The sequence below is a fragment of the Mycobacterium sp. 1423905.2 genome (assembly GCF_001673155.1).
Classification (GTDB): Bacteria; Actinomycetota; Actinomycetes; order Mycobacteriales; family Mycobacteriaceae; genus Mycobacterium.
Genome location: NZ_LZLE01000227.1, coordinates 22,488 through 49,095, shown reverse-complemented (window position 1 = coordinate 49,095; position 26,608 = coordinate 22,488). Strand labels below are relative to the sequence as shown.

31 protein-coding genes and 2 pseudogenes are annotated in these 26,608 nt (G+C 62.7%); 10 read left to right on the top strand and 23 right to left on the bottom strand.

Annotated elements, in window-relative coordinates:
* Positions 1–33 precede the first annotated feature (33 nt).
* The 10 genes from A9W95_RS14265 to A9W95_RS14220 all read right to left on the bottom strand — a co-directional run bounded on the left by A9W95_RS14265 (position 34) and on the right by A9W95_RS14220 (position 8,694).
* Positions 34–474: an ANTAR domain-containing protein gene (locus A9W95_RS14265; RefSeq protein WP_067413681.1), complete on the bottom strand. Its 441-nt coding sequence runs from the start codon at positions 472–474 to the stop codon at positions 34–36.
* A 210-nt stretch (positions 475–684) separates the two neighbouring features.
* Positions 685–3,606, bottom strand: a complete 2,922-nt coding sequence (locus A9W95_RS14260; protein WP_067413679.1) for an RND family transporter — start codon at positions 3,604–3,606, stop codon at positions 685–687.
* On the bottom strand, positions 3,603–4,037 hold the full coding sequence (locus A9W95_RS14255; RefSeq protein WP_082983097.1) for an MmpS family transport accessory protein: 435 nt from the start codon (positions 4,035–4,037) through the stop codon (positions 3,603–3,605). The genes A9W95_RS14260 and A9W95_RS14255 overlap by 4 nt, the downstream gene beginning before the upstream one ends.
* A 206-nt stretch (positions 4,038–4,243) precedes the next feature.
* Positions 4,244–4,852, bottom strand: a complete 609-nt coding sequence (locus A9W95_RS14250) for a TetR family transcriptional regulator (RefSeq protein ID WP_067413672.1) — start codon at positions 4,850–4,852, stop codon at positions 4,244–4,246.
* 171 nt (positions 4,853–5,023) lie between these two features.
* Entirely contained in the window at positions 5,024–5,266 is a 243-nt protein-coding gene (locus A9W95_RS14245; protein ID WP_067413669.1) for a hypothetical protein, read from the bottom strand.
* Positions 5,267–5,336: 70 nt separating this feature from the next.
* Complete coding sequence (locus tag A9W95_RS14240; protein ID WP_067413666.1) at positions 5,337–5,567, bottom strand: deoxyribodipyrimidine photolyase; 231 nt, start codon at positions 5,565–5,567, stop codon at positions 5,337–5,339.
* 53 nt (positions 5,568–5,620) lie between these two features.
* On the bottom strand, positions 5,621–6,559 hold the full coding sequence (locus A9W95_RS14235) for a diguanylate cyclase (protein WP_067413663.1): 939 nt from the start codon (positions 6,557–6,559) through the stop codon (positions 5,621–5,623).
* Positions 6,560–6,567: 8 nt separating this feature from the next.
* The gene (locus A9W95_RS14230; RefSeq protein WP_067413661.1) at positions 6,568–7,200 is read right to left on the bottom strand and encodes a heme-binding protein; all 633 of its coding nucleotides are present in this window, start codon (positions 7,198–7,200) and stop codon (positions 6,568–6,570) included.
* 161 nt (positions 7,201–7,361) lie between these two features.
* Positions 7,362–8,021 carry a class I SAM-dependent methyltransferase gene (locus tag A9W95_RS14225; RefSeq protein WP_067413658.1) on the bottom strand — a complete coding sequence of 220 codons (660 nt, stop codon included), beginning with the start codon at positions 8,019–8,021 and terminating at the stop codon, positions 7,362–7,364.
* A 97-nt stretch (positions 8,022–8,118) separates the two neighbouring features.
* Positions 8,119–8,694: a CGNR zinc finger domain-containing protein gene (locus A9W95_RS14220; protein WP_067413655.1), complete on the bottom strand. Its 576-nt coding sequence runs from the start codon at positions 8,692–8,694 to the stop codon at positions 8,119–8,121.
* Positions 8,695–8,760: 66 nt separating this feature from the next.
* Here A9W95_RS14220 and A9W95_RS14215 point away from each other — a divergent pair, with 66 nt between their 5' ends.
* On the top strand, positions 8,761–9,753 hold the full coding sequence (locus tag A9W95_RS14215; protein WP_082983093.1) for a DMT family transporter: 993 nt from the start codon (positions 8,761–8,763) through the stop codon (positions 9,751–9,753).
* A gap of 448 nt (positions 9,754–10,201) precedes the next feature.
* On the opposite strand, the pseudogene A9W95_RS14210 reads toward A9W95_RS14215, so the two are convergent.
* From A9W95_RS14210 to A9W95_RS14190, 5 genes and pseudogenes are all read right to left on the bottom strand, one after another.
* Positions 10,202–10,741, bottom strand: a pseudogene (locus A9W95_RS14210) (type 1 glutamine amidotransferase domain-containing protein); the annotation flags it as partial.
* A gap of 61 nt (positions 10,742–10,802) precedes the next feature.
* The gene (locus A9W95_RS14205; protein WP_067413652.1) at positions 10,803–11,960 is read right to left on the bottom strand and encodes a low temperature requirement protein A; all 1,158 of its coding nucleotides are present in this window, start codon (positions 11,958–11,960) and stop codon (positions 10,803–10,805) included.
* Positions 11,961–11,974: 14 nt separating this feature from the next.
* Positions 11,975–12,550 (bottom strand): hypothetical protein, encoded by a 576-nt coding sequence (locus tag A9W95_RS14200; RefSeq protein ID WP_371328068.1) that lies wholly within the window; start codon positions 12,548–12,550, stop codon positions 11,975–11,977.
* A 19-nt stretch (positions 12,551–12,569) separates the two neighbouring features.
* Complete coding sequence (locus A9W95_RS14195; RefSeq protein WP_067413645.1) at positions 12,570–13,718, bottom strand: zinc-dependent alcohol dehydrogenase; 1,149 nt, start codon at positions 13,716–13,718, stop codon at positions 12,570–12,572.
* A 44-nt stretch (positions 13,719–13,762) separates the two neighbouring features.
* On the bottom strand, positions 13,763–14,944 hold the full coding sequence (locus A9W95_RS14190) for a glutathione-independent formaldehyde dehydrogenase (RefSeq protein ID WP_067413642.1): 1,182 nt from the start codon (positions 14,942–14,944) through the stop codon (positions 13,763–13,765).
* 273 nt (positions 14,945–15,217) lie between these two features.
* Between A9W95_RS14190 and A9W95_RS14185 the strand changes: the two genes are divergently transcribed.
* On the top strand, positions 15,218–15,967 hold the full coding sequence (locus A9W95_RS14185; protein ID WP_172826620.1) for a GAF and ANTAR domain-containing protein: 750 nt from the start codon (positions 15,218–15,220) through the stop codon (positions 15,965–15,967).
* A 237-nt stretch (positions 15,968–16,204) separates the two neighbouring features.
* Here the strand turns inward: A9W95_RS14185 and A9W95_RS14180 are convergent, their stop codons facing one another.
* The 3 genes and pseudogenes from A9W95_RS14180 to A9W95_RS14175 all read right to left on the bottom strand — a co-directional run bounded on the left by A9W95_RS14180 (position 16,205) and on the right by A9W95_RS14175 (position 18,625).
* Complete coding sequence (locus A9W95_RS14180) at positions 16,205–17,275, bottom strand: helix-turn-helix transcriptional regulator (RefSeq protein ID WP_172826619.1); 1,071 nt, start codon at positions 17,273–17,275, stop codon at positions 16,205–16,207.
* 272 nt (positions 17,276–17,547) lie between these two features.
* Positions 17,548–17,703, bottom strand: a pseudogene (locus A9W95_RS27995) (helix-turn-helix domain-containing protein); the annotation flags it as partial.
* A gap of 355 nt (positions 17,704–18,058) precedes the next feature.
* Entirely contained in the window at positions 18,059–18,625 is a 567-nt protein-coding gene (locus A9W95_RS14175; protein ID WP_067413640.1) for a dihydrofolate reductase family protein, read from the bottom strand.
* A gap of 246 nt (positions 18,626–18,871) precedes the next feature.
* Between A9W95_RS14175 and A9W95_RS14170 the strand changes: the two genes are divergently transcribed.
* The 3 genes from A9W95_RS14170 to A9W95_RS14160 all read left to right on the top strand — a co-directional run bounded on the left by A9W95_RS14170 (position 18,872) and on the right by A9W95_RS14160 (position 20,426).
* Positions 18,872–19,327 (top strand): DUF1942 domain-containing protein, encoded by a 456-nt coding sequence (locus A9W95_RS14170; RefSeq protein ID WP_067413636.1) that lies wholly within the window; start codon positions 18,872–18,874, stop codon positions 19,325–19,327.
* 108 nt (positions 19,328–19,435) lie between these two features.
* On the top strand, positions 19,436–19,825 hold the full coding sequence (locus tag A9W95_RS14165; protein ID WP_067413633.1) for a hypothetical protein: 390 nt from the start codon (positions 19,436–19,438) through the stop codon (positions 19,823–19,825).
* Positions 19,826–19,847: 22 nt separating this feature from the next.
* The gene (locus A9W95_RS14160; protein WP_067413631.1) at positions 19,848–20,426 is read left to right on the top strand and encodes a zeta toxin family protein; all 579 of its coding nucleotides are present in this window, start codon (positions 19,848–19,850) and stop codon (positions 20,424–20,426) included.
* A gap of 48 nt (positions 20,427–20,474) precedes the next feature.
* Here the strand turns inward: A9W95_RS14160 and A9W95_RS14155 are convergent, their stop codons facing one another.
* Positions 20,475–21,098, bottom strand: a complete 624-nt coding sequence (locus tag A9W95_RS14155) for a TetR/AcrR family transcriptional regulator (protein WP_067413628.1) — start codon at positions 21,096–21,098, stop codon at positions 20,475–20,477.
* 108 nt (positions 21,099–21,206) lie between these two features.
* Here A9W95_RS14155 and A9W95_RS14150 point away from each other — a divergent pair, with 108 nt between their 5' ends.
* Positions 21,207–21,914 (top strand): hypothetical protein, encoded by a 708-nt coding sequence (locus tag A9W95_RS14150; RefSeq protein ID WP_067413625.1) that lies wholly within the window; start codon positions 21,207–21,209, stop codon positions 21,912–21,914.
* On the opposite strand, the gene arr is transcribed toward A9W95_RS14150, so the two are convergent.
* The 3 genes from arr to A9W95_RS14135 form a co-directional block, all read right to left on the bottom strand.
* Entirely contained in the window at positions 21,905–22,345 is a 441-nt protein-coding gene (gene arr / locus A9W95_RS14145; RefSeq protein WP_371328070.1) for an NAD(+)--rifampin ADP-ribosyltransferase, read from the bottom strand. The two genes, A9W95_RS14150 and arr, sit on opposite strands and share 10 nt — an antisense overlap.
* A gap of 176 nt (positions 22,346–22,521) precedes the next feature.
* Entirely contained in the window at positions 22,522–23,286 is a 765-nt protein-coding gene (locus A9W95_RS14140) for an alpha/beta fold hydrolase (RefSeq protein ID WP_067413624.1), read from the bottom strand.
* A 15-nt stretch (positions 23,287–23,301) separates the two neighbouring features.
* Complete coding sequence (locus tag A9W95_RS14135) at positions 23,302–23,763, bottom strand: MarR family winged helix-turn-helix transcriptional regulator (RefSeq protein ID WP_067413621.1); 462 nt, start codon at positions 23,761–23,763, stop codon at positions 23,302–23,304.
* 110 nt (positions 23,764–23,873) lie between these two features.
* On the opposite strand from A9W95_RS14135, the gene A9W95_RS14130 reads away from it, so the two are divergent.
* Entirely contained in the window at positions 23,874–24,392 is a 519-nt protein-coding gene (locus A9W95_RS14130) for a phenolic acid decarboxylase (RefSeq protein ID WP_067413620.1), read from the top strand.
* A 30-nt stretch (positions 24,393–24,422) separates the two neighbouring features.
* Here the strand turns inward: A9W95_RS14130 and A9W95_RS14125 are convergent, their stop codons facing one another.
* Complete coding sequence (locus A9W95_RS14125) at positions 24,423–24,650, bottom strand: hypothetical protein (RefSeq protein WP_253851661.1); 228 nt, start codon at positions 24,648–24,650, stop codon at positions 24,423–24,425.
* Between the two features lie 91 nt (positions 24,651–24,741).
* Here A9W95_RS14125 and A9W95_RS14120 point away from each other — a divergent pair, with 91 nt between their 5' ends.
* The 3 genes from A9W95_RS14120 to A9W95_RS14110 all read left to right on the top strand — a co-directional run bounded on the left by A9W95_RS14120 (position 24,742) and on the right by A9W95_RS14110 (position 26,605).
* Positions 24,742–25,587 (top strand): sigma-70 family RNA polymerase sigma factor, encoded by an 846-nt coding sequence (locus tag A9W95_RS14120; protein ID WP_067413739.1) that lies wholly within the window; start codon positions 24,742–24,744, stop codon positions 25,585–25,587.
* Between the two features lie 47 nt (positions 25,588–25,634).
* The gene (locus A9W95_RS14115) at positions 25,635–26,033 is read left to right on the top strand and encodes a VOC family protein (protein WP_067413613.1); all 399 of its coding nucleotides are present in this window, start codon (positions 25,635–25,637) and stop codon (positions 26,031–26,033) included.
* Between the two features lie 113 nt (positions 26,034–26,146).
* Entirely contained in the window at positions 26,147–26,605 is a 459-nt protein-coding gene (locus tag A9W95_RS14110; RefSeq protein WP_067413610.1) for a cupin domain-containing protein, read from the top strand.
* Positions 26,606–26,608: the final 3 nt, after the last annotated feature.

The following is a 26,608-nucleotide window of genomic DNA, read 5'->3' as shown; positions in this document are numbered from 1 at the left end:
CGGCGAAGCCCATGGAGCTGCGGGGTCGGTAGCTTAGCAGCGAGTGGCCTCGCGGATCATTTGGCGCCGCTCCGCACTGTCTTTACTCAGGTGGGCCAGGCTCCGCGGCCCTGCATTGGTCTTGCCGTGATCGATCGGTCTCGACCGGTGCACCTGGCGTTGCCGGTTGGCGAGCCGGCGAGACACCTCAGCGATCGGGATCTTGGATTCGTCGGACAGCCGCTTGAGCAGAGCGAGGGCATCATCGGCGCCGACGTCATAGCGTTCCATCAGCATGCCTTTGGCTTGACTGACGAGGTCCCGAACCTCGGGTGGCCAGCCAAACCCTGGTCTATTGCGGACCGTGGCCCACGCCAACGCCGCGTGATTGGCATAGCCGCGGGCGAGGTCGACGGCGTCGTCGGCGCGTTCTCGAATGGCGCGTGCCTGCTCCGCGATGCGGAGCTGAGTGGTGGTTACGCGAGAATCGATCAAGGTCGTCTCCGTCTCATGTATGCGCGTGGCGACCCACTGACAGCGCGGGACACGCGCGCCACACTCTCCAGGCGGCAACGCTGCCGAAAGTGGCGGAGCTCAGCTGGGATCGGGAACGCGGAGGAAAGTCTCGATAGCGCTCAGTCTAAACGCCCGTGCGTTCGTACCCGTTGCTCAGCTGGGGGAAACCGCCGCGTGGCCGACATCACCTCAAGTGGTCACCAAAGATTGCGGCGCCTTGGTCGGCTCCTTACTCGGGTCCGGCCACGGCGACGGGACGGGCCGTTGCCGCACCCGTTGGGGCCACCAGAACCACTTGCCGAGCAGCGCCGCGATCGACGGCGTCATCAACGACCGGACGATCAGCGTGTCGAACAGCAAGCCCAAGCCGATCGTGGTGCCGACCTGTCCGATGACGGTCAACTCGCTGACCGCCATGGTCATCATGGTGAAAGCGAAAACCAAACCGGCCGAAGTCACCACGGACCCGGTGCCACCCATCGATCGGATGATTCCGGTGTTCAAGCCGGCATGGATCTCTTCTTTGAATCGCGACACCAGTAGCAAGTTGTAGTCCGCACCGACCGCGAGCAGGATGATGACGGACATGGCCAGCACCATCCAGTGCAACTCGATGCCGATGAGGTGCTGCCAGATCAACACTGACAAGCCGAAAGATGCCCCCAGGGAGAGCAACACAGTGCCGACGATGACCGCGGAGGCCACCACACTGCGCGTGATGATCAGCATGATGATGAAGATCAGGCACATGGAAGCGATGCCGGCGATCAGCAGGTCGTAGTTGCTACCGTCCTGCATGTCTTTGAAGGTTGCGGCCGTCCCGCCGAGGTAGATCTTCGAACCTTCCAGCGGCGTTCCCTTCAGCGATTCGTACGTCGCCTTCTTGATGGCGTCGATATGCGAGATGCCTTCTGGGGTCATGGGATCGCCGTCGTGGCTGATGATGAAGCGCACCGCGTGGCCGTCGGGGGAGATGAAGTTCTTCATTCCGCGCTTGAATTCCGGGTTGTTGAAGGTTTCCGGCGGTAGATAGAACGAGTCGTCGTTCTTGGATGCGTCAAACGCTTTGCCCATCGCCGAGGAGTTCTGCTGAGCCTCCTTTTGCTGATCCAGCATGCCCTTCTGGGTCGAATACATGGTCAGCATGGTGGTTTTCATGGTTTTCATGTTTTGGATCATCTCGGGCATCAAGGCGGTCATCCGCGGCATCAGCGTGTCGAGGTGTTCCATGATGGGAATCAGAGTTTGGATGTCGTCGGTCATCGTGTCGATGCCGTCCAGCGCGTCGAATACGGACCGCAGCGACCAGCACACCGGAATGTCGAAGCAGTGCTTTTCCCAGTAGAAGTAGCTGCGGATCGGCCGAAAGAAGTCTTCGAAATCGGCCATGTGATCGCGCAATTCGGCGATATCGATCGTCATCGACTTCATCTTGGTGACCATGACATGCATGTCGTTGGCCATCTGCGAGGTGATGTTCTGCATCTCCACCATGCTGTTGATGGTTGTCTGCATGTCGTCGGCCTGGTGCAGCATGTCGGCCATCTGGTCTTCTTGATACTTCTGGGTCATCTGCTGCGAAACGCCCTGCATGCTGATCTGGAAGGGGATCGAGGTGTGCTCGATCGGGGTGCCTTGCGGGCGCGTGATCGCTTGCACGCGACTGATTCCGGGCACGCGGAAGATGGTCTTGGCGATCTTGTCGATCACCAAGAAGTCCGCGGAGTTACGCAGATCGTGGTCGCTTTCGATCATCAGCATCTCGGGGTTCATCCGCGCTTTGGAGAAGTGCCGGTCCGCCGCGGCGTACCCCGCATTTGCCGGTAGATCAGCGGGCAGGTAGTTGCGGTCGTTGTAGTTGGTCCGGTACCCGGGCAGCGTGAGCAGTCCGATCAGGGCGATGCCGATGGTCAGCACGAGGATCGGGCCCGGCCAACGGACCACCAGCGCGCCCACCTTGCGCCAGCCGCGAATGCGCTGTGTGCGTTTGGGCTCGAGCGTCTGGCGGAAGCGGGACGCCACCGCGATGACCGCGGGGCCGAGGGTCAGCGCTGCCGCGACGACCACCACCATGCCGATGGCTAGCGGGATACCCAGGGTTTGGAAGTAAGGCAGGTTGGTGAAGTGCAGGCAGAACGTCGCGCCGGCGATCGTCAGGCCGGATCCGAGCACCACGTGCGCGGTGCCGCCGAACATGGTGTAGTACGCGTCTTCTCGTGACTCGCCGACAGCCCGCGCTTCCTGATAGCGACCGATCAAGAAAATCGCGTAGTCGGTGGCGGCCGCGATCGCCAGGGTCACCAACAGGTTGGTGGCGAACGTGGACAGGCCGATGATCTTGTAGTAGCCGAGGAACGCAACAACTCCCCGGGCTGCGGACAGTTCGAAGACGACCATTGCCAGGGTGAGCAACACCGTCACAATCGAGCGGTAGACCAGGAGCAGCATGGCGATGATCACCAAGAACGTTACGGTGGTGATCACCTGCAAACTGCGGTCACCGGCGATGTTCTGGTCCGCCGAAAGGGCCGCCGGGCCGGTGACGTAGGCCTTCACCCCATACGGTGCCGGAACGCTTTTCACGATGTTTTCGACGGCATCGACTGATTCGTTGGCGAGCGCTTCGCCCTGGTTGCCGGCGAGGTAGACCTGCACGTAGGCCGCCTTGCCGTCGTTGCTTTGCGAACCCGACCCGGTGAGCGGATCGCTCCAGAAATCCTGAACGTGCTCAACGTGTTTGGTGTCGGCGTTGAGCTTTCGGACGATTTGGTCGTAGTAGGCGTGCGCATCTGCGCCCAGGGGATTCTGACCCTCGAGCACGATCATGACCGAGCTGTTGGACTTGTACTCCTTGAACACCTCACCGACGCGCTTGGTCGCGATCACCGATTGCGCATCGTCGGGGCTCATGGAGACTGAGCGCTGCTTGCCGACTTCGTCCAATTGTGGGACCGCGACGTTGAGTACCGCGATCAGTGCGATCCAGCCCAGAATGATGGGCACCGCGAACTTGCGAACGAAGTGCGGGATTCCTGAGCGCGCAGCGTGCTTGGCGACCGGGATGGGAGCGGTGCGCGAGTCATCCTGCGTGTCTTGCGAAGTCGTGCTCATGCTGATTTCACCAAGCAGAAGGTCAGGGCGTGCACGCCGTTGGTCATGTTTTCGGCTTTGACTTCGTCGTCGACGGTGATTCGACAGCCGAGGGAATCACCGTCGCTTTGCGCGGAAATGTTGGGAAAAACCGAGGGCGCCGTCGTGCTGAGGGTCAGCGACCACGGCAGTGGCGCGCCGTCCACCCGCTGGTGCTCGGCGCTGAGGTCCAGGTAGTTCACGTTGGCGCGTGTCGCCGAGCCGAAGATTTCGTACTTGACGACCTTGGGTTTGAACGGCTTGGAATCGTCCACCTTGGCGCTGACATAAGCGTCCGCGTTGTCGGCACCGTAGAACGACTTGACCCGGGCCACGGCGAAGCCGCCGACCACCACGACGGCGACGATCAACATCGGCAGCCAGGCGTTGCGTACAACCTTCGATATCTGCACCACCTAGGTAAGTCCCTTTCTCACCCGACTTTCGCTGCTGTGCAACGGATTTGGGCGATTGTCGGGATTCGCGCACCCTTGATTGTCAGACGATGGAGTAGCCCGTGCTGCACTGTGCGGAAGCGCGTGGACGTCCCGCCGCCGGAGCACTAGTACATGATGTGCATATTTTGCAGAGTATGCAACTTCTTATCCGGTGTTTTAAATCACTCCGTGAAGATGCTGTTGACCAGCGCGGCGGCCCGTTCTACGTAGGGCATCGGCGTGTCGTCTTCGTCCTTGGGATCGCCGCTGGTCCAGCTCTCAATGCCGGAACGAACAGCCGTGAGTGCCAACGCGGAGATCAGTGCGGGTATTTCCTCGTCAGGTTTCATGCCCTGGCGACGCGCCACGATGTCGGTGAGGTGGTTCTGGAACCGCTCGAGGTCGGCGAGGAACGCCGCGAGCACGGCGGGGGTGGTCTTGGCCAATTCGAGCATGCCCTCGGCCTGTTCGCGCGCTGGCGGCACGTCGCGCAGATGGTGCGCGGCCAAGGTGATCAGCTCCGCCAGGATCATCGAGTAGGGAGCAGGTCCGGCGGCTACGAACTCGGCAACCAGTTCGGGCGGAATGTCCGAGGGACCATAGGCGATCGCCGACTCTTTGTTGGGGAAGTAGTTGAAAAACGTGCGCGGGGAGATCCCGGCGTCGGCACAGATGTCCTCGACGGTCACCCGGTCGAAGCCGCGTGCGCGAGCCAGTCGTACGGCAGCGTCTCGGATGTCGGCGCTGGTCTGGCGGCGGCGCCGCTCGCGAAGACCCATTTGATTCGCCATAGCGACCATAATTGCACGAAATGCAAACTTTGCAGTCAAGTTGTCATGCCGGCTAGGCCGGGAGCAGCCGGCAGTCGCCGCCGCGGTGACGCATATTAGGTTGCGGCGCAACATTATTCGTCACAGTGACCAATGGCAAAGGGGTGCGCGTAGGTGTCCGGGAAAGCGAATCTATCCCGACGCTCGCTGATCTTCGTAACCCGAGTGGTATGACACCGGCACATGTTGGTCGGTGACGGTCTCTATCACTACCGCGCCGAGCGGCTGGACCTCGTAGTAGCGGTGGACGTTGCCTTGTGCGTCCGGCGCGCCACCGCATGGTCCATTGGGGCACGTCTTCTTCACCGGCCAGGCGATGAAGACGATTACAGCAATTACGACGAGGCCGAAAAGGAGCGGTTTGAGTTTTCCCATCAGGTCGCCTTCCCGCTAACTCAACGATGCCGGTTACCATATCGGCCACCGTTGCGGAAGGCTATATCGATCACCGCCTCTTGCTGGGCAAAATGGTGATGACGATCAACGTGAGGATGCTGAAGAACAGACCAAGAAGGCCCCAGCCGAGCGGATTGCGTCCTTTGATGCTGGCGATCACTCCGCACACGATTGCGGCGATAACGCTGCCAATCGCGACGAATATTCCTTTGATGCCTTTCAGAATGAGGCCTGCCGCTTGTGGATTTTCTTGAGCGGCCATGAGAACGGAATGCAACATTGCGACTCCTCAGCGTGCGCTGGTGACACGGACATAGCTGACGCTACGCCGTGTCAGTCGCTGAGCAGACGGCGAGACCGTTTAGCGGCGTACATATGTTCGTCGGCGAGCCGCATCAAGTTTTGTTCGCCGGTGGCAATGCCCGCGCTGAATCCCACCGACGACTCCGCCTGTGCCCACCGGCGGCGTAGCCGGTCCACGACCTGCTCGGCCTCAGCGCGGTCTGCGGCGACCAGTAAGAGCAAGAACTCATCACCGCCGATCCGGAAGACGGCGTCGTCCTTTCGGGTCGACGAGCGCAGCGCTTCAGCGAACGCGACCAGCAGTTCGTCGCCGGCTTCGTGGCCGTGGCGGTCGTTATAACCCTTGAAGTTGTCGAGGTCGATCAGCACCACGGCGGACTCGCTCGCGTGTTGTGACAGCCGGGGACCTAGCGTGCTGCGATCGAGCAGTGAGGTCAGCGCGTCGGTCTCGGCGATCCTGCGCAGCAGCGCACTCTGCTTTTCCAGTCGAGAGATCAGCCAGGCGGGGACTTCGGACACCAAGACCCACATGGCGACGGCCAGAATGACTTTGGGTGCCTTGCCCGGAAGATCGAGACCACCGCCGATGACGAACGCTGCGACTCCGAGTGGTACGACGGCTAGCGAGCGCCAGCGCCCGCAAGTGAGTCCGAGATAAGCGAAGGTGACCGTGATGGTGCCCGGCAGCTCCCGGGTGGCTTGAGAATCAGCCGCGCCGGCCAAGATCGTGGCGATCAGTGATGCCACCGGCCAGGCGAGCAGCAATCCGCGGCGCTTCTGCCAGCCACGCAGCAGGCCGATAAGCGCAGCGGTTACCGCGAAAAATGCGGCGGCGCCCAGGATCCAGTACAGCCTTGTCGCGTCGGCGTCTCCTGCGCCCGCATAAAGGGCGAGCATTGCCAGATAGGCCGTCAGGCCGATCGCGTGCCAACGCCCGGACGATGGCTGCTCGCTCACCTCCGAGGACATGTGCTCGACTAGGCGTCGACGTCGATCGGTACGGCAACCTCGCTGCGACGCAGCATGGGAATGGTCCACGGCGGATCGTAGAACCAGGTCACCGGCGTCGCGGTAGGGGTGATCCCGTTGTCGCACAATGCCTGTCGCAACAATGCGGATTGCCGGGCAATGGCGTCAGGGCTGCGGCTCCCAGAGAACCGTCGCACCGCATATGTCTCGGGCGGGACTTGGACGAGCGTGACAGCCGGATCATTCGGTTGGGGCAATGACGTCATCGTCTTCTCCGCCGGCATGAAGAATTGAATGAGCCACTCGCCGTCGTCGGTGCCACGTTGCGCGACAGGGGCTGTCATTGCGATCTTTTCTCCCGTGTTGCTCCGAAATTCCTGAGCAACGGGTGCTGTCATTGCGATGTTATTGCCCCCGAATATGTAATTAGCTAGGCGGCGGAAACCGATGTTGCGAGCCTTCTCCTCGTCGGCGTCGACCGTCGTTTGGGCCACAATCCGGGCGCCGTACTGGCGAATCTCGATGCCGCCGTGCAACCACTGAGAGCTGTGTGGAGGCTCCTGCGTGCCGCTTCGAATACCGAAAATGGAAGCGGTTGCCCCAGCGACTTGTCCTAGCGTGCGCCCGATCGCGTCCAACATCGGTCCTGGCTCCTTCGCCGGTTTGTTGCGCTAATTTCTGAAGCTTAGACATCAGGTGAGTGGTACCGCGGAAGTGCACTGGCGCGTATTCGTCACCGTGACGATTCGGTGGAACGGGCGCGGCGGGAGATGGGGAGGGTGAGACCTTCCGCTGGCCGACGTCAGCGCTCCTTGTGGGCCGTTAGAAGATGGCCGGGCCAATGTGCCATCCCGCTTTCGACGTTGCGGGCGGTGGGCGTAGCTGTTACGCCGGGCAGCTGGTCGGAGCGGGCGTACAGCCTGGCGGGCCGGATCTCGTCAACCTGCCAGTGTTCACAGACGATTTGGCGGAGTTGTTCATCGGTGAATTGGGTGGGCAATCCGGTGTGGCCGGGAAATGCGCCGGCTCCGAACGCCAAGATGTAGAACGTTGCGCCGGGTGCAGCCGCCCGATGCAAGCAATGGAGATAGTCCTGCTGGCGCTCGGCCGGTAGCGCATGCAGCAGTCCGCTATCGAAGATGGTCGAGAAGCGTCCGTCGTAACCGGCTAAGGACGTTATATCGGCCTGCACAAACGTGGTGTTGTCCAGTCCGCGTTGCCCGGCTGCTGCAGTAGCTGCCGCGATGGCGCTGTGCGACAGATCAATGCCCACTACCGCGTACCCGCGGGCGGCTAATGCCAATGACAATGCGGCGTGCCCACATCCGGCGTCCAGCACCTCGCCACGTACAGCGCCGTCCCGATCGATGATCCGGGCCATTTCAGGCTGAGGTTCACCGATGTTCCACGAGGGGCCTCCGTCGTGCCGGTAGATGAGATCCCAATCCATTGCGTCTGTCATTGGTGTCCTGTGGTCTTACGCGGACATGTATCGATATGTCGGAATGTATCACGATGGTACTGATGGCTCAACGTCCGACTATCGGTTCGGGGCAGCGTTACCGGCGGTTGCGCTGGTAGTGCCGGCGAGCGCGCTCTCGGTTCCCGCAATCGGCCGCGCTGCACCAGCGTCGGTTCTGGCGGTGGCTACTGTCCAAGAACAGCCAACCGCACGCTGCGTCATCGCACCGCTTCACCCGCGATCGCGGTGTGCGAGTTAATAACTCAACGGCCGACACCACGATCCGGTAAACGGGCGTGCGGCTCGTCAGCTCGTCCTCGGTCCACATGATCCTGTCGTCGGCGATCCGCAGCCTCCTCTCGCGCATCGCCCCTCGATACATCGTCGCGATCACCTCATCGAGGTCGTTTCCATCGGTCCAGGCCGCATGCAGCGCTTCGCGCAGTCGCTTGCCGTCATCGAGAATGCGCTGGGTTGCTGCTCCGACGGTTGTCAGCTGGCGGGCTTCCGCCGCCGTCAACACCTTAGCGAGGCGGCACCACGCCACGAGGTCCGGATAATCGACCAGGTAGTCAATCTGTCGCGCCGAATCTCCGCGCCAGGCAACGGTATTGACGAAGTCGACCACGGGATGTCCACCACGCATGTCGAGCTCACCGGCGGCGGACACCATGGTTCACAGACTAACAGGTAAAAGCAAAGTTTACCTGTTAGGCAAAGTGGACATACGGACTTCCACATGGAGCTCATAAACCGCACCGACTATCGATGGCACCTCGGCGGGGCCCTCGGCGCCCTCTGTGTCTCGGCGTCGGCCGTGCTGCTCGGTCTGGCCGCTGCCACACCGGCCACGGCCACCGCTGCTCGATGCCTGTTTGCGCTGCCAGTGGTGGGCGCGCTGGCGTGGCAGGAACGACGACGCCATGGTGCGCTCAGCATGAGCGGCTATCTCACGGGTGTGGGATGCGGCGTGCTGTTCGCCGGCGACATGCTCTGGTGGACGCAATCAATACCGGAGGTGGGTGCGGGCCTGTCGACAGTGTTGGTGAACACCCAGATCGCACTGGTGCCGCTGTTGGCCTGGCTCGTCGACCGGGAACGTGTCGGACCGCGATTCTTGTGGTCGTTGCCCGTCATCCTGGCTGGCGTGCTACTGGCGGGTGGCGCCTTTCAGCGAGGCGCCGTAGGAAGCAACCCGGTATGGGGCACTGTGCACGCGATCGCTGCGGCCCTGTGTTACTCGGGCTTCTTATTTTTGCTCCGCCGCGGCGGTCAGGCGGGCCAACCAATGCAGACCTATGGCACCGTCCTCGTTTCGGCGGCCATCATTGCGATCGCCACAGGCCCGTGTTGGCACGGCGTCGACTTCACGCCACCGTGGTCGTCGATCGGATGGTTGGTCCTGGTCACGTTGACCGGACAACTGCTGGGATGGCTGCTCGTGGCGTTTTGTTCGCCGCGACTGCCCAGCGACGTCAGCTCAGCGTTGCTCCTGTTGACCCCAGTGGGTGCCGTTGTCTTGGGGGCACTCGTATTGAGGGAGCGGCCGACAACGCTGCAACTGACCGGCTGCGCGATAGTGCTGGCGGCGAGTTATGTCGCGACGAGCCGCCCTCGGCAGTCCCGAACGTGCGGTACGCGGGGGACCGCGATAGGTAGTGAGCGGGCGCCCGTCGACGAACGCGGCGGTGTCAATGCCAGCACCGAGACCCAGGAGGGCGACACACTATGAGGTAGTCCTATACCCGGCGCGGTCCGCCGTTCCGTAATCGGTGTCATCAGCGATTCGCTGACGACGGAGTTGGGGCCGCAGGGCGATCGGCTGCTATGGGCTTGCCGCGCGCTGCTCCCGCCGCGACCTCGTCGAGGTCAAGAGCTTCCCGTCATCGCGCCCGGACGAATACCCGTGCTGCGCCGCGCAAGCATGATGTTTGCTGTGAGACCTCGCAGCGCGCCTACGGGTGCGTCGCGTTGGATACAAAAGAGTTTGCTCCCTAGTTCTTAATGGAAACCCGTCTCCGTAACGGCGAGGCTATTGCCGCCGCGGCCACGCTGGTCAGCGCCGCCGCCGAGGGCTTCGGTGACCAGTGCAGGGCGGCCACCGCCCAGCCGAGCGGCTTGTTGAGCTGCGGATCCGAGCCGTTATGGTTTGTGACCGTCTGCGATTGATTCGACGACTCGGCGAAGATGTCGAGCGTCGCCGGCAAGAACGCCCTCATGTCCTGTGGTCCCCGGCTGGTGACCAGGTTGCGATCGCGCACGACCTCGCGGTCAAGCCAGGTGGCGCCGGCGTTCACCAGGTCGTCGCGGATGCCGGGCCACGAGGTCAGGGTCCGCCCGGTGAGCAATCCTGCCGACGCAAGCACCCATGGCCCGTGGCACAACGTGGCAATTGGCTTGCGGGCGTGGTCGAATGCGCGGACAAAATCCCGGGCCGCCGCCGACTGCCGCAGCAGGTCGGGATTGATGAAGCCCCCGGGAAGCAGCAGCCCGTCGTAGTCACCGGGGTCGGCGTCGGTGACAACCTTATCCACACCGACCCGGGTCGCCGGCATGTGTAAGTTGACCCCGCGGATGCGGCCTCGGCGCAGCGACACGATCTCGGTCTTCGCACCGGCGAGCTGGAGCGCCCGCATCGGAATCACCAGTTCGACCTTCTCAAAACCATCCGCGGCGAGCACCGCGATCTTTCGCCCCGAAAGGCGTCGTGAATGTGACATCATCCTCCTGTCATCATGTGACTTGTCCACTCCCATCGGTACTTTCGACCGCACGCGCTTGTCAGCGCACCTGCCCCGCCACCCCCGGGCCGATACGCGGGCGCCGCCACAGTTCCCAGGCCAGCCGGACCCATCCCATCGCGGTGAGCACACCGAGCGCCGCAATCGCCGGGAGGTCCATCAGCACCGGCAAGACCGCCGCGGCCGCGAACCCTGTCACGGCACGATCGATGGGGACCTGGTGATGATCGCGCCACCGGTAGGCGACGTCGCTGAGATAAAACAGCGCCATGCCCCCGGCCAACGCGACTGCCGGCAGCAGCGGAAGCGGAGCCGCGGCTTGGGCAACAGCGGCGTGCGCGCCGACGGCGAACAGCATGACGCCGGCCACCATCGGCAGATGCAGGTAGCTGTACGCGTCCCGCGCCAGCCGGGCTCGTTCGTCACCCGTCACCTGTTGCAGCCGCTGTTCGGCCCCGCCCGCCAGCCCGAAGTAGGTCCACCAGAATGTCGCCATGATCGCCACCCCCAGGACGAGCGCGACGATCACCTCCGCCCGATGGAGATCGGTTGCGCCCGCTCCCAATTCGACGATCGCCTCACCGAGGGCGATGATGATGATCGAGCCGTGACGAGACACGAAGTAGGACGGTGAGACCCGAAACCCTCCGAGACCAAAGACGGCCGGCGCGCCGTAGTCGATCACCGCGGCGGCCATCCACAGCAGTTCGCGGCCAGGTGTGTCGACGAAGGCGGCCGCCACGATGCAGCTGGGTGCTGCGACGAAGGCCGGGGCGATCCGCAAGAAACTGCGCCGCATCTCCGTGTCCTCATTCTTGGCGTAGACCACGAACTTCGTGACGTGAATCAACCGAACCACCAACAGCGCGATCCCGAAGACCAACGCCCCGGACGAGAACGCCATGGGTAGCGCCGTCGCGGCGACGAGCATCGCCGCCATCGCGCCGATCACCACCGCTTGGTGCCGGACACCTTGGCTGTCGAACGTGTTGATCAGCCAGGTGTATCCGACCCAGGCCCACCACACAGCGAGCAGCGCCAGTGCTGCCCGGCCGAACCCGCTCGGCGACAGATCATGCAGCATGAGCTGGGTAACCTGCGACATGGCGAAGGTGAACACCAGATCGAAGAAGAGTTCGAGGTTGCCCTCCGATGTGGAATCCTCTTGCGTCGTGGTGTCTTCGTGTTGATCGGTCAAGATGGCTCCGAGCTCTACTTCCGGCGCCTGAAGAGCTTTCTCACCAGAAGGATCCCGAGCACCCAGGGGCCGGCCACGATGACGGGGTCGATCCAGGCGTGCTTAACGTCGACCCGGCTGTTTCCGAACCGGGACTTGATGCCGTTGTGGGTGAATTCGGCCTTGAAGCCCGATTCGGTGATCGGGTTGTCGGGCCGCAGGGTGAGCAGTGAGCGGAGGTGGTGCTCGGCTGCGTCGAGGCGGTCGGCGTAGAGCAGGATCAGCCAGTGCGCGGCGCGTCCCTCGCTGAACTTCTTGTACGCGAGCTTTCGGAGCACCCCGGCCAGGCCCCTGGGCGGCTGCGCCGTACCGAACACCGGGGTCAGGAAGCGATGCTCGACCGACCGCTCCCGCGGCCACTTCTCCGGCTGGCGCTCGGGGAAGTCCCAATGCGCGCCGGTCTCGAGGAATTGCAATTTCGGCACCGAGGGTCGGTCCGCTTTGTCGAGGTCGGCACCCCAGCCTGGGATGCGGGCCCGGAGAGCGTCGGTGTCCGGTATCGGCGGATGCTCGGCGGTGTAGGCGGGCATACGTGACGAGGTCTGAGTCATGAAGTTTCCCTTCGGTAGGTCAGTTGTGGTTGACGAGGATGACGGGCTTGATGATGTTGTCCAACTTGGACGAGAACATGTGATAGCCCTCGGCGATGTGCTCCAGCGGAATGCGATGCGTCACAATGTCATTCGGCTTGATGTAGCCATCCTGGATGTGGGACCACAGCCGCGGCCACTGCCGCTTGACCGGGCATTGGTTGGTGTGAATGGTGAGGCCCTTGTTCATCGCGTCACCGAACTTCACCGCACTGAACATCGGCCCGTAGGCGCCGATCACCGAGATCGTTCCGCCCTTGCGTACGGAGTCGATCGCCCAGTTGAGGGCGATCGGAGAACCGCCCTGCAGCTTGAACTTCGCGGTGGTGACGTGCTGCACGAGATTGCCGTCCGCTTCGGCTCCGACGGCGTCGATGGCAACGTCGGCTCCGAGGAAGTCGGTGGCTTTCTTCATTTCCAGCACGATGTCGCCGTACTCGCCGAAGTTGTAGGTTTCGGCATGGGCAAACGTGCGGGCCTTCTCCAACCGGTGCTCCAGGTGGTCGATGACGATGACGCGCCCGGCGCCCATAAGCCACGAGCTCTTCGCCGCGTACAGACCAACCGGTCCCGCGCCGAACACGATGACGGTGTCTCCTTCGACGATGGATCCCAGCTGCGCCCCGAAGTAGCCCGTCGACAACGCGTCGGTGCACAACAATGCGTCTTCGGACTCCATCCAGTCAGGGATCACGGACGGACCTACGTCGGCGAACGGCACCCGTACGAGCTCGGCCTGGCCTCCGTCGTATCCACCACAGGTGTGGGAGTAGCCGTAGATGCCGCCTACCGCGGTGGCGTTCGGGTTGACGTTGTGGCAGTTCGAGTAGAGACCCCTGGCACAGAAGTAGCACGAACCGCAGTAGACGTTGAACGGCACCATCACCCGATCCCCGGGCTTGACGTTCTGCACCGACGAACCGACCTTCTCGACCGTGCCGATGAACTCGTGGCCGAAGGTGTGGCCGATGCGGGTGTCCGGCATCAGGCCGTGGTAGAGATGCAGGTCCGATCCGCAGATCGCGGCCAGTTCCACCCGCACGATCGCGTCGTTCGGGTGCTCAATGGACGGTATCTCCTTTTCCTCGACGCGGACCTTGTACGGACCCCGGTATGTCATTGCGCGCATAAAGCTCTCCTAGAAGTCGGTGATGGGCAGCGTGGGGTGAGGGATCAGCGAGACCCTGCTCCGGCCTTCTGCTTCTGGTGGAAGCCGTTCGGGTGCAGCACGACCTTGGTCCAGCCGTCTTCGCGACTGGCGAAGTGCTGGTAGGCGTCGGGGCCCTCGTCAAGGGACAATTCGTGGGACACGATCCACGACGGCTTGGCCTTATCGGCCGCAATCAGGTCGCGCAGGCGGCGGTTGTACTTCTTGACCGGACACTGTCCCGTGCCCAGGGTCTGGCCCTTAAACCAGTGCAGCCCATAGTCAAAGGCCACCTCACCCCGCTTGGCCATATCGTCCACGCCGCCAGGATCCTGCGGGACGAACACCCCGACCGCGCCGATGCCACCGGTGAACCGCACCGATTTCACCAGGCTGTTCAATGTCATGCTCGGATCCTCGGTGCCCTGTGGGTCGTGCGCTTGGTACCCCACGCATTCACACCCTCGGTCGGCACCCAGACCCATGGTCTGGTCCATCACGAACTCGACGGGATCGACCTTGGAGTCATCGATCGGAATGGCGCCGATCTCCTCGGCTAGCCGCAGCCGGTCGGGGTGGCGGTCCACCACCATCACCTTCGACGCGCCCTTGATGGTTGCCGACAGCGCCGCCATCAGGCCGACCGGTCCCGCGCCGTAGATCACCACCGAGTCCCCGGGAATTACCCCTGCCAGCTCGGTGGCGTGATAGCCGGTCGGGAAGATGTCCGCCAGCATCACGTAGTCGGTCTCTTTGTCCACTGAGTCCTCACCGAGCCGGAGGCAGTTGTGGTCGCCGTAAGGCACCCGCAGGAGTTCCGCCTGTCCGCCCTGCCATGGCCCCATGTCGGCGAAGCCGTACGCCGCGCCGGCCATATTCGGTTCTGGCTGGGTGGTCAGGCAGTAATTGGTGAGGCCTCGTTCGCAGTTTTTACAGAATCCGCAGGAGATGTTGAACGGCAGGACGACCCGCTCACCCACCTTGACCTTGTCGACGCCGTTCCCGACCTCGACGACCTCGCCGAGATTCTCGTGGCCGAACGAGCGGCCAGTCTCGAAATCGGTTCTGCCCTCGTACATGTGCAAGTCCGAGCCACAGATGTTGGTGGCGGTAATCCGCACCAAGACATCGGTAGGCCGCTCAATTTTTGCGTCCGGCACATCCTTGACGCTGACCTCTCGGGGTCCTTCGTACACAATCGCTTTCACGGTGAGCCTCCTGGGATAGGTACTACGGCGAGATGGTCGGGACTGCCCCGCCGCCGCGACACGAAACACCCCAATCAGGAGGTTGCGCCAATCGGATAAGTCCGCCCGGAGGCTTGCGCGTGCTGACCTATCGGGTGCCGCGTCGCGGGACAACAATGCTTGCTCACTGAGTGGTGAATCGACGAGCCCCGAGTGCGCCGTTAAATGACCAAGGCCGAACCCGGGAGACGTTGGAAGCGCTCGCGACCACCGCGGGAAGGGACGGAACGTGCCGTGACCCGGGACGAAATCATCCGGTTGGACGTGCCGCGGCACCGGCGGCGGTGGCCGGGGCCGGGCGAATCCCATCACTTACGGGCGGTGCTCGACCTGATCGAGGGTCGGCAGCAGCACGGCCAGGATGACCTCGAGTCGGCGCTGAAGCAGGTCAACGACGCCAATGTAGAGATGGTGCCGGGCGCCCGGGGCGCCGGTATCACCATGTTGGACGCCTCGGGCAGCATCATGACCCTGGGCGCCACCCGTGACGAGGTTCGCCGACTCGACGACGCGCAGCGCGCCACCGGCGAGGGGCCATGCCTGTCCGCGGCATGGGAGCAGCACACCCTGCACATCGAAAACCTCGCGACAGAGCAGCGATGGCCCCGGTTCTGCGAGGCCGCCCTGGATCGAACGCCGGTGCGTTCGGTGTTGTCGTTTCGTCTCTTCGCCGACAAGAACACCTTGGCGGCGTTGAACTTTCAGGCCCCTCTTCCCGGAGTGTTCGATCAGGACTCCATCGAGGCGGGACTTCTCGTGGCCGCTCACACCATGGTGGCCTGGAACCTGGTGAGCCGGGAACGTCAATTCCGCAGCGCGCTGGCCAGCCGCGACGTCATCGGCCAAGCCAAGGGCATCCTGATGGAACGCTTCGACATCAACGCCGCCGCCTTCGAACTGCTCAAGCGCCTCTCACAGGACACCAACACCAGAATCAGTGTCATTGCCGAGAAAGTCGTGGGCGCAGATAACCGCGTCGATTGACCCGGCCTTTGCAATCGCCATCGGCCACCTCTCGACGGAAACCGATGCCTGTGTCGCAAAGTGGCGGCAGTCTGATGACAACCACCCGAAGCGGCACCGCGCAGCCGAGTCGACACCGCATGGATAACCAGCGGCGGCGGTGAACACCGTGTCGCCAGGCTTTTTCTATGGGCAGCCAGCTGCCGAATACCGTTGCCTCGAATGGTGTCTGGTCCGCGTATCCAGCTTGACCCGTTGTCATCTGCGTAACGTCTGGTGGGCACTTTCACCGTATTGTTGCCGGTAAGCGATGGCGAAACGGCCCAGATGTCCGAACCCCCACCGGGCGGCCACTTGCCCCACGGTCGTATCCCGCCGATTTCCGGAGACGAGATCGAGGTGTGCGTGGTGTAGCCGGGCTCGGCGGAGGTATTCGGTGGGCGTGCAATCGCGGTGCTTGCGGAACATGTACTGCAGCGCACGCGGCGAGATGTACACGGCTTGTGCAATGTCCACCAGCGAGATGTCGTTGGCGGCGTTGTCGTCGATGAAGCTGATAGCCCGCCGCAGTAGCACCGGTGTGCTGTCGTGACGGTCTTCGATAGTAGGTTCGAGCAGCGCAGTGTTGGGGAAGCATTCCAACATGCTCGCGGCCAAGTACTGGGCGACCGATCCTGCTACCAGCGGACTTTGCGCTGCTGCCGGATTGGTTGCGACGTCACGCATGACATGGTCGATGGTCTTGACCATGTGGTCATTGACCGTCGAGGACATGGGCATGCCTGCGGTAAGCTTCACCGCTTCCTCGGCGCCATGGCGTGAAGCCGAGGCGGCCACAGCGTTTAAGAGACTCCCATCGAAGAGCACCGCGACGAGGTTGCCGGTATGTACTTCTCCGCTGAATGGAACTCCCTGACACGCAGCAACCACAGCCGCCATCCCCGGCCGGCACACCTCGAGTTCGCCACCGGGTTGTTGGAAAAGTAGACTTCCCGACTTCACCCGACACAGCACGACGCCGTCCGCCGGGTCGCTTTCGTAGCCGAAAACGTAGTTGTATCGCAATTCGTCGAACGCCAGCGGCCCAAGCGTCGAGCGAGCCACCTGTGTACGAGTCGGTAGGTTCGACGCCACCCTAAAATGCGTTTTTGAGTAACTAGCACTAAGTATCGCCTCGGCCTCGCCGAGATCGTTGGTGTCCAGCAGGACGGCGTTGATCTTGAACTCCCAGCTCGTGTTGCGTGGGACGGTTGGGTCGGTGCTTAACCCGGGAGGGTATACCCCAACAAAGGCACATGACCCATGGAAGTTCTCCTCGGTGTAATCCAAAACATCCGAGTACGCCGTAGTACTCACTCATCCCCATGCAGCCCAGGCCCTGAGCCGACACGTCAAGACCACCAAGAGTAGTCCGCTTCATGTTCGATTCCTTCTGCTGGTCACGGCGGCAAGACCTCGAAGACTATTCCGTTGTCGCGCAGTCACAATGGGTGCAGGACTCCCACGTCAGGTGACCATGAGAATCGACATTCGTTGTCCTCGGGGAATCGGGGAAGGTCATTTGGTCGCCGCCCACGAACAGAGCATCGACAGTGCATCGGCACTCGGGGGGAGGGGCTGCGCTCACGACCTTGCTCAAGCCGGGTGTAGTAGTCCACGCTCATTCCGGTCAGTAGCGCCACTTCCTCGCGTCGTAGGCCGCTGACCCGACGCAACCCATCGCCGAAGTGGGCCCGAGTTTCGCGGCAGCCGTCGATCCATTCGTCCGCTTTACCAGCCCAATTCGTCACTGTGACGTATTGCCGTGCAGTGCAGCGGGGAAGGTGGGCGATCACAGCGGGCGAATATCGGGCGATCGCGCATCCCATCGGAGACTCGTCCGACTGTCCGGGCAGTGCCGTAGGCCTGACGCGTGACGGTCAGCGGATGCGACGTTGAGTTCTTGATATAACCGTCACGGCAGTCCAGGGCACAGAACGCGCTAGGACGGAAACGTCATCTGATCGGGAGTTCGGGCGTCTCGTCCAGAATCGCCAAATGTTGGTTATTGCCGATAAGCGACATTATGTCAAGTTGAACGCGCCGTGTTCAGTCGAATCGGCCCCGCCCCGATCAGTCGTGTTTTGCCTCGTAGCGCAGCAGGACCGTCCCTCCTGAAAAGGTCCGGTTCTCCAACAGGCGCAGCGAGATCCATGACGGCAGGGATGGGAAATACGGAGTGCCGCCGCCCACGGCGATAGGCGTGAGCACGATCCGGTATTCGTCCACCAGTCCGGCCCGCACGATCGGCGCCGCCAGCGTCGCGCCGGCCACCTCCAGCTTGCCGTCAGTTTCGGCTTTCAACTTCTTGACCACCTCGACCGGGTCGCCGCGTTCCAGGCGGGAATTCCAGTTGACGGCCTCCAGGGTGTGCGAGAACACGACCTTGGGCATGTCGCGCCAAATGCGGGCGAAGTCGACGATCTCAGGGGTGGCGTCCGGGGCTTCGTCGGCGGTCGGCCAGTACGCGGACATCAGTTCGTAGAGGCGCCGCCCATAAAACGACAAAGCGGTCCCCCGCTCGAAGTCGTTCCAGTACTGGTGCAATTCCTCGCTCGGCTCGGACCAGTCGATGTTGCCGTATGCATCGGCGATGTACCCGTCCACCGACACGTTGAAGCCATAGATGAGTTTGCCCATGCAGATGAGACTGCACCGGAGGGCAAAACTCATCGCAACGAAAGACAACATCCGAGTATGGCGGGTTACCAGTCGAACGCCGCAGTTTGCAGCTACCAATTTTCATTGGTGCTCGGCTCATTCGGCTCCTAATCGTGAGTCGGCAGCGCGCATCAAACATCGGGTTTGAAATCCCGGGCTTCGGAGAAATCTGGAAATTAGCTGCCGATCATTTGGGCGGTTGGCACATCACGAAGGAGGCCCGACGTGGCGTTCTCACACATTGCATCGAAAGTAACCGCAACAACGGCTGTATTGGTGGCGGCCGGACTGGTTGCGGCGACACCGGCATACGCCGATCCGCAAGTGCTGCAATTCGGCCAGATGGCAGAGATCTCTTCTCTGGGCGGCACGATCGACTACACCGTGAGCAACCTGCAGCCCAGTGGCCACAACGACGGCGTGTGGTACTCGGAGGTGACTGCCCAAGGCGTGAGCGGTAACGCAACTCCGAACATCGCCGACTTCAACGCTCGGGCGGCGAACAGCTCCACGTTCGCGGTGATGAAGGGCAACCAAGTCGACGGCCTTCCAGAGGGACCACTCCCCTTGGGCACCCCCGTTACGGGGCGCATCTACTTCGACGTTCGTAACGGTACGAACCCCGACAGTGTCGTCTACCGGGACGCGGCGGGCGTGGACAAGGTCGTCTGGAAAGGCTAACAGCCGGACTTGAGAGCCCCGCTTCTCCAGCGGTATGTCACCCGGGCGGTGGCTACATTTGTAGCACTCCGCTACAACACGTAGCATCTTGCTACGGGAGGTTGAGTCATGGCCAATGTCGCCGACCGCGTCACCAGGGTTGCCGCCGATTTGGTGGACAGTGCCGCTGCCGAGGGTGCTCGCCAGAGCCGGTCGGCCAAGCAGCAACTGGATCATTGGGCTCGGGTGGGCCGGGCGGTGTCGAGCCATCAGACGGCTTCGCGTCGTCGCGTCGAGGCCGCATTAGCCGGTTCCCTGGACACCAACCATCTGTCCCAGGATGAGGGGCTTGTTTTCAACGCTGAGATTTCGGCCGCGATCGAAGAGTCATTGAGTACCGCCCATTACGGGGATTTGCTGTCAGCGCGGGGCATCACCACGGTGGCGCTCAACGACGACGGGGAGATTGTCGAGTACCGGCCCGACGGCACTGCCTCGGTGGTCGATGTAGACGGATGAGCCATGACATCGTCGGCCGCCGGTGAAGCGGCTCGACCTCGTTGTCGGCCCGAACGGCGCTGGTAAGTCGACGTTCATCGAACTCACGCTGGCGCCATTGCTGCCACGGAGCGTGTTCGTCAACGCCGACGAGATCGCAAAGCGGCGTTGGCCCGGCGATCCCGCTGCGCACGCCTACGATGCAGCGCGCATCGCGGCGGACACTCGCGCCAAGCTGATCGAGGCGGGCGTGTCGTTCATTGCCGAGACCGTCTTCTCTCATCCGTCGAAATTGGACATGCTCCACTCTGCCCACGATGCGGGCTACGTCGTTGCCCTGCACGCCATGCTGATTCCCGAGGACCTCGCCGTAGAACGCGTGCGGCGGCGGGTCCGCCACGGCGGCCACGACGTCCCAGAGAACAAGATCCGGGAACGGCACCGCCGACTGTGGCGACTCGTGGCCGATGCGATCGAGACGGCCGACATCGCAACGATCTACGACAATTCACGCCTGGCCGGCCCCCGAATTGTCGCGCAACTGACTGCGGGCACGGTCATCGGTGCATCGGCGTGGCCGGCGTGGGCGTCCACGGAACTAAGCCGACGCTGGCCGAGCTAGTTGGCACGACGCTCTAGCTTTCACCGTCGTGTCCTGACGTCATTCGTTTCAGGCCTGCGAAGCTTGCTGCGCGAGCTCGCCCATGGTGATGATGCCGCGAATCACTTGTGCAGCAAGCACTGTGCTGTCAGTACCGAGGTGCTCAGTGAGGTTGGCGGTCAACGCAAGGGTTGCAAAGCCATGCGAGGCCGACCATCCCGCCAACACCAGACCCTCGACCTCCTCCTTGGTGACCATGCCTGGACGGCGAGCTTCGAGGCTGGCTCTGGCGCTGCCGTAGAGCACTTCGAACGCGGCGGCCTTCGCCGTGCGCAATTCTGGGTTGTCGGCGCGGTAGAGGTTGGGCCGAAACATCACCTCGAAGTACCCGCGGTGAGTCAATGCGAACTGGATATAGGTTTGGCCGCCATGTACAAAACCGTCGGGCCCGTTGGCGGTAGCCCCGATCATCTCGGTCGCAATGCGAAATCCCTCGGCGGCCACCGCCGTAAAGATTCCGGTCTTGTCGCCGAACTTGTAGGCGAGGGCAGCGTGCGACACGCCGGCGCGGCGGGCGATGCGCCGCATACTGACTGCGGCCACTCCGACGGTCTCCACTTCAGCAATAGCGCCGTCGATTCCCGCCCGCTCTAGGTCTCCATGGTGATAGCTCTTCGTGGGCACCGTCGACATGGTCGTAGTCTACTTTCCCAATCTGACCATTGATAAGTTCTCGTTCGGCGCGCATGCTTGGCTATAGCAGGTATCTATCCAATGGTAAGACTGCCACCCGGGAGACTCATGCACATCGACGACGAACGCAAATATCCAGCAACGACAATCCCGAACTCAGCACGTGTGGCCCGGTGGGCCGGGACGCTGGGAGTCCTCGTGCCAGCAGCCGCAATTCCCGTTTATCCGATCTGGGCGTTCCCGTCGACCGCGGCGTCAGGCGCCGACATCGTGCTGTGGGTATCAGCTCACCACGACCGACTGGTCATGACGCAGGTGCTCTACACCGCGGGAGTCGGGTGCTGGCTGATCTTCGGCGCTGCGGTGTGGACGCAGCTTCGTTGCCGGATTCCGGTCGGATCACTCCTAGCAACGGGGTTCAACGTCGGAATGGTCGGCCTGACCATGCTCATACTCAGTGGATTCACCGTTTTCGATATTCTGCTTTACCGCCCGCGCAGCGCTGAATTGTCAACGCTGCTCTATGATCTCGCGTTCGGACTGCTCGTGATGTCAGGTGTTCCTACCGTGGTGGCGTCGGGATCATTTGCGCTCGCCGTCTACCGTTACGGGCCGTTTCGTAGGTCCACCGCGCACCTCGCCTCCCTGGCAGCGGCCGGACATGTCATTCTTCTCGTCGCGTTCATCGCACCCACTGGTCCGTTCTCGCTTCAAGGCGCCCTGACAGTTTGGGGCATCCCGCTCCTGCTCTTCGCCTGGATCGGCCATACCGCACAGGCAAGCCTTGTCGACCAGTATCAAGCCCGTCAGTCGTAGAGGACATCAAGGCCTTTGCGCCGCAGCTCATTTAGACCGTCGCGGAAGGTCTGAAGATACTCAGGCGAGTGCCCCACCCAGTCGGTGATCTCGCCGACGATCCTCACCGGTTGTCGGGTTCGGTACGAGTGGGTGGGATTTCCCGGGAACTTCTTGTCCGTCACGTTGGGGTCATCCTCGACGCTGCCTTGCGGTTCCACCACGTACACATGACCACAGCCTTGCCCCAGCGCCATCTCAGCTGCGAGCACCGCACCGTCCAAAACTCTCGTCATGTAGACGTGATTGGAGATGTGCCCCGGCCGGTAATTCGATGGGTAGCCGGGCGTCAAGAACTCCCCCACCTCAAGGACGGCCTTGGTGCCGTGAAAGAAAGCCCCCGACTCATGCGCCACGAAGCGTTCCGGTGTATCTGCCATGTCCGCTGCCATCAGCACCCCCATGCCTGTAGTTGCCGGGCGATTCTGCAACAGATGCAGGGCCTTGCCGCAAGCCCCCCTCGCCCGCTTATAGTGAGAATGGGAGGAAGCGGGCGACGTGATCCCAATGCCTTACAACCCGGCCGATTCTGGCGAAACGCCATGTGCTCAAACGCAAATGTGGAGACTCACCGCGTCTGCTGTGCGGCGGCGCGGATGGTACGTACACACAGGCGTGGATTGTCGATCATGGGAACGTGCCCGACAGCGGGCAATACCACATATTCGGCTTGGGGCAGTCTTTCGCGGGCGATCGTGCCGTTGACCGCGGGTGGGAAAATCCGGTCGTGTGCCGACCATGCCAGCGTTATTGGGCACGGCAGGGGGTCTAGCGGTTCAACTCGTTCCGCGGTGCCAAGCAAGTCCCTGGCAGCGCCGCAGTTCGCCGCGTCGCGGGCAATATCGAGAGCCTGAGTGGCAGTGAGGATTTCGCCGTGTTCGGCGATGTCCCGTAGCGCTGCGCGGCGTACGACACCGATGCGTAGAGCGACGGGTGCCACTGGGAGGGTGACCTGTGCGAGACGCACGCTGCGGCGAATTCGGTTGGTGGCATGCGTGGCGTCGTTCTTGCCGGAAGCCCAGAAGCCAGCGGGAGACAAGGCGCACACGGTATCGGCTCGACCGCGGCGCGCCAACTCGATCGCGATCCACCCACCCATCGAGTTGCCGGCGATGTGGACTCGTTTGAGTTCCCGAGCGTCGAGCACCCTCTCGATGTGATCGGTCAAGCCGCCGATAGTCGCCGTGCCGGCGATTTGCGGTCCCCCCCGATGGCCGACCGCGGTAGGGGCGATGACGTCGTAGTGATCCGTCAAGTCAGGGATGACGTCGGCCCACGCACGCGCCGACATCGTCACACCGTGCAGCAATAAAAGCGTCGGTTTTGAGCCCATCTGCGCCCCTTCCGGTCAGGCGGGCCGGTTGGTGCGTTGCCTGGCCTGCCCGCGGTCCAATGCGGTCAGCAGTGCATGAAGAGCCGGGACTGCTCGCTCGAGGGCGACGCGGTCTTGGGTGGTCAGTGAATCGATGGCGCGCTGCAGTGCCGCGGTGCTGATGCGGTCGTAGCGCTCGAGCATGTCCCGCGACAGTGGCGAAAGGCTCAGCTGGACAAGACGGAAATCTGATGACGACGGTGTGCGCTGTACGAGACCGGCGGCGGTCATCGTGCGAACGAGGTTGCTGATGGTCGACCGCGCCACCCGCAACTGTGCTGCCAGTTCCCCCGGTGTGGCGGTTCCAGCGGCTTGGAGAGCACGGAGCAGTTCAATTTGCGCTTCCGGGAGATCGGGCAAGTCCTCGGCGAGCCGGCTGCGCAGGACAGCGCGGCGCAACGGCCCGATCACCCGTCCGAATTCCGACGCAACGTCCATCCGGCGAGTATGCCATAATGTTTTCGTACAAAATAGTTTTGTTTCAAACGGACGTCAGGCGCGACTAGCTTGCGTGCCTCACGTGCGCCGCAATCTTCGAGGAGTCAGCTATGACCGCCGCACCCGAGGCAGCCCCGCCGCAGGACCTGACCGCCATCGTGGGACATCGATTCATCTACACCTACGACAACGGATGGCGATACGAGATGTACGTCAAGAACGACCACACCATCGACTACCGCATTCACTCGGGGATGGTCGGTGGCCGCTGGGTGAAGGACCAAGAGGTTGACCTCGTCCAGCTCGACGACGGCCATTTCAAGATTTCGTGGACCGAGCCGACCGGTACATCGGTTGCGGTCAACGTGATGCCGGCCAAGCGCCGTTTGCACGGCGTCATCTTCTTTCCCCAGTGGGTCGAGCGGCACGGCGAGCGCACGGTCTGCTTCCAGAATGAGCACATCGACGAGATGGTGGCCTATCGCGATCAAGGACCGACCTATCCCATCTACGTCGTCCCGGAGTTTGCCCGGATCACGTTCTTCGAGTACGCAGGCACCGACGATGAGACGGTTATCTCGGTAGCCCCAGGTGATCTTCCTCCTGGGTGGGCCGACCGCAGCAACTGATGCTGATGCCGGAAGGCAAGAGCTTCGGTGTCAACTCTCCGGCAACGCCGCGAACCGCTTCTTGACGTCGTTGTACCAGCCGAGCGATTTGATCGGGTGTCGCCAGCGGCCTTTCATGTCCTCGTGGGCGGGCACGTGTTCTTCGTCGCCGGCGCTGGCCAGCTCCTTGAGGTGTCGGTCCTGCGCCTTGATGATGTCGTCGGCGCTCTCACCGCGGTGCGCAAGTCCGCAGGGGCCACCGAGGTCTTGACAGGTCATGGTTTTCACGAAAGTTCTCCTCCGGTCACATCGGGCGGTTCAGGTGCGTCAGCATGGTGACGCATCCGACGACGAAAGTGTGACCGCGAGGGTGAGTGAAGACCGCCTGCACGACGGCTTTGAGGCCGAGCGTCCTCGCCTGCAGCGCATCGCTGCCCGGGTCTTAGGCGACGCCGACGCTGCACAGGACGTCGTGCAGCAGGCGTGGCTGCGCCTGCATGCCACCGAGGAACCGATCGCCAATCTGCCGGGTTGGCTTACGACGGTGACCTCGCGGCTGTGCCTCGACCAGCTGCGGGCGCGTACGCCAGTGCCCACGGAGTCGATCGAGGTCGAGGGGACGGCACTCGACCCAGCCGACGATGTGGTGCTGGCCGACACCGTGGGTGTTGCGCTTCAGGTGGTACTCGACCGCCTAACGCCCGCCGAGCGGGTGGCCTTTGTGCTGCACGACAGCTTCGGTATCGACTTCGAGTCGATCGCCTCGATGCTCGACACGACGTCGGCCGCGGTGCGCAAGATGGCCTCTCGGGCTCGCGCCAAGGTGCGTCCGGCCGCGCCCGAGGACGCGCTCGCCGATTGGGAGGTGGTGGACGCTTTCATGGCCGCGGCGCGCGAGGGCAACTTCACCCGGCTGTTGGAGCTGCTCGCTCCCGACGTGGTGGTCTCGGCCGACGCGGCCGCGAGCGCGCTCGGTACGCCGACGCGCCTTGAGGGCGCCCACGAAGTGGCCAGCTTCTTCAACGGTGCGGCCAAGGCTGCCTTCCCGGTCTTCGTCGAGGATCGTCCGGGCGCCGCGTGGATACATCGCGGCGAGGCCAAGGTTGCCTTCGACTTCATCGTCGAGAACGGTCGCATAAATCGCCTGCAGTTTCGCGCGAGTGAGGACGTACTGGCCGGGATTCGACGCCGTGAAGGCGCGAACGCCCGGGAATGACCACGGCCTCGGCTTCCGCTTGGGCTCAAAGAATCGATACTTAAGTCGTGCTCGGTCATCTCGGAATCAACGTCCCGGACCTCGCCGCGGCGAAGCGCTACTACGACGACCTGATGCCGTTGGTCGGCTTCGAACCGTTCTTCGCAGCCGACGACGAGTTCGCCTACAAACCGGCGGAAAACAAGCCCGGAACCTACGTCTTCTTCTACCCGGCTGCCGTTGTGGGGCCGTACTCGCCACAACAAACGGGTCTACAGCACTTGGCGTTCATGGTTCGGCGTCGATCGCTGGTCGACCGCGTTCACGACCACGTCCTACGTAGCGGCGGCAACGTCATCCACACCCCCCGACACTTCCCGCAGTACCCGGGCCACTATTACGCCACCTTCTGGTCCGACCCGGTAGGAATCAAGCTCGAGGCCGTCTGCCACCACGACCGCGACTAGTTTGCCTTGCTACCCCGAGGACTGTGCCGCTGACTTGAAACGATCGCTGGTCGGGGTGAATCGGTCGCAATTCAGGCGAGGTTAGGTAGGGGCCCGAGATTACGGTGGGACACATGGCTGACCCGGACGGTTTTCACCCCGACTTCCCCAACGATGCCGCGCAGAGCGCGCCGCGCAATCGAGTGCGCCACGTGAAGTCATCTGAACTCGATGCCAACACGGCTCAGTCTGACGGTATGCAGCGGTTCGCCGCTCTGAGTGGAGCCACCGTGGGCAGCGAAAAGCTCTGGATGGGCGAGACATTGGCGGCGCCGGGCAGCGTCTCAGCCAACCACCATCATGGTGACTCCGAGACCATGATCTATGTCCGCAGCGGCCATCCAGAATTCGTGTTCTTCGACGGAGTAAGCGAGGTCCGGGTCCGGACCGATCCCGGCGACTATGTCTTCGTTCCCCCGCACCTGCCGCACCGAGAGGAAAATCCCGACCCGGACACGCCGGCGGAATTGGTCATCGCACGAAGCAGCCAGGAAGCGATCGTCGTCAACCTCCCGGCTCTGTACGCGCTCTAGTCT